Annotated in this window: 1 protein-coding gene; it reads left to right on the top strand. The window is 70.6% G+C overall.

Annotation, left to right across the window (positions count from 1 at the left end; all coding sequences use genetic code 11):
- Positions 1-716 (top strand): NAD(P)H-binding protein (locus tag ACWCSD_RS53005; protein ID WP_449927645.1); only part of this gene is annotated, 716 nt, incomplete at its 5' end.
- Between the last annotated feature and the right edge of the window lie 406 nt (positions 717-1,122).

Raw genomic sequence — 1,122 nt, 5'->3', positions numbered from 1 at the left:
CCGGCGTCCGCGCGGTCGCCGCCGACCTCTCCCAGTCGTCCGCCGGCATGCCTTCCGCGGCGGATGCGGTCTTCCTCCTCGTCGGCGGGGACCTGATGATGGCCGGCGACCCCGCTCGGGTCGTCGCCCAGTTCGCGGGCGCCGGAAAGATCGTCCTGCTCTCTTCCCAGGGAGTGGCCACCCGCCCGGACTCCTTGTCACACGGGCAGGCCTTCGCCGCCTTCGAACAGGTCGTCATGGAGTCCGGCACCGACTGGACCATCCTGCGCCCCGGCGGCTTCGCCTCCAACGCCTACGCCTGGGCCTCGTCCGTCAAGGCGAGCCGCACGATCGCCGCGCCCTTCGGCGAGGTCGGCCTGCCGGTCATCGACCCCGACGACATCGCCGCCGTGGCCGCCGCCGCCCTGACCCAGCCGGGCCACACGAAGGCGATCTACGAACTGACCGGCCCCACGCCAACCACCCCACGCCAGCGCGCGGCCGCCATCGGGGACGCCATCGGCGAGCCCGTCGCCTTCATCGACCAGACCCGGGAAGAGGCCCTCGCCCAGATGCTCACCTTCATGCCCGCCCCGGTGGCCGACACCACCCTCGACATTCTCGGCACCCCAACCCTGCGCGAGCAGACCGTCAGCCCGGATGTCCAGAAGATCCTCGGCCGCGCCCCCGCCACCTTCGCCGACTGGGCCAACCGCAACGCCGCAGCCTTCCGCTGACGGCATGAACCTGTGAGTTCCGAGGACACGACTGTGGGCTTGCCGGCTGCATGCCGTGCGGAGCAGGAGGCATCGAGAAGATCGCTTCCCGAGAAGGCGGTGATCGTGCATCAGTACTTCTCTGCCGCTCCGAGAACTTCTTTCATGCCATGCCCCGAAGCCCCTCCAGATCACACCGAAGACCCTTCTCACCTGCACCTTCCTGGTGGGGCGTGCACGAGTAGGGCCGGCCTGGGACGTGAGAGGGGTTGGCAAGATCGCTTCCCGCTCGGACTCGTGTCGGAGCAGGGCGGGTCCCCGAACTCTGGCGACTCGGCGGGATCGGGGCGCCGGCGGCGTCGCGGAGGTCGCGCAGGGCGACGGCGTACCGGTGGCCCTCGCTCAGGTTGCGGGCCGGGCGGACGAT

It is taken from the genome of Nonomuraea sp. NPDC001684, assembly GCF_053596515.1.
The sequence above is the reverse complement of the archived record's forward strand: the minus strand, read 5'-3'. Positions and strand labels throughout refer to the sequence as shown.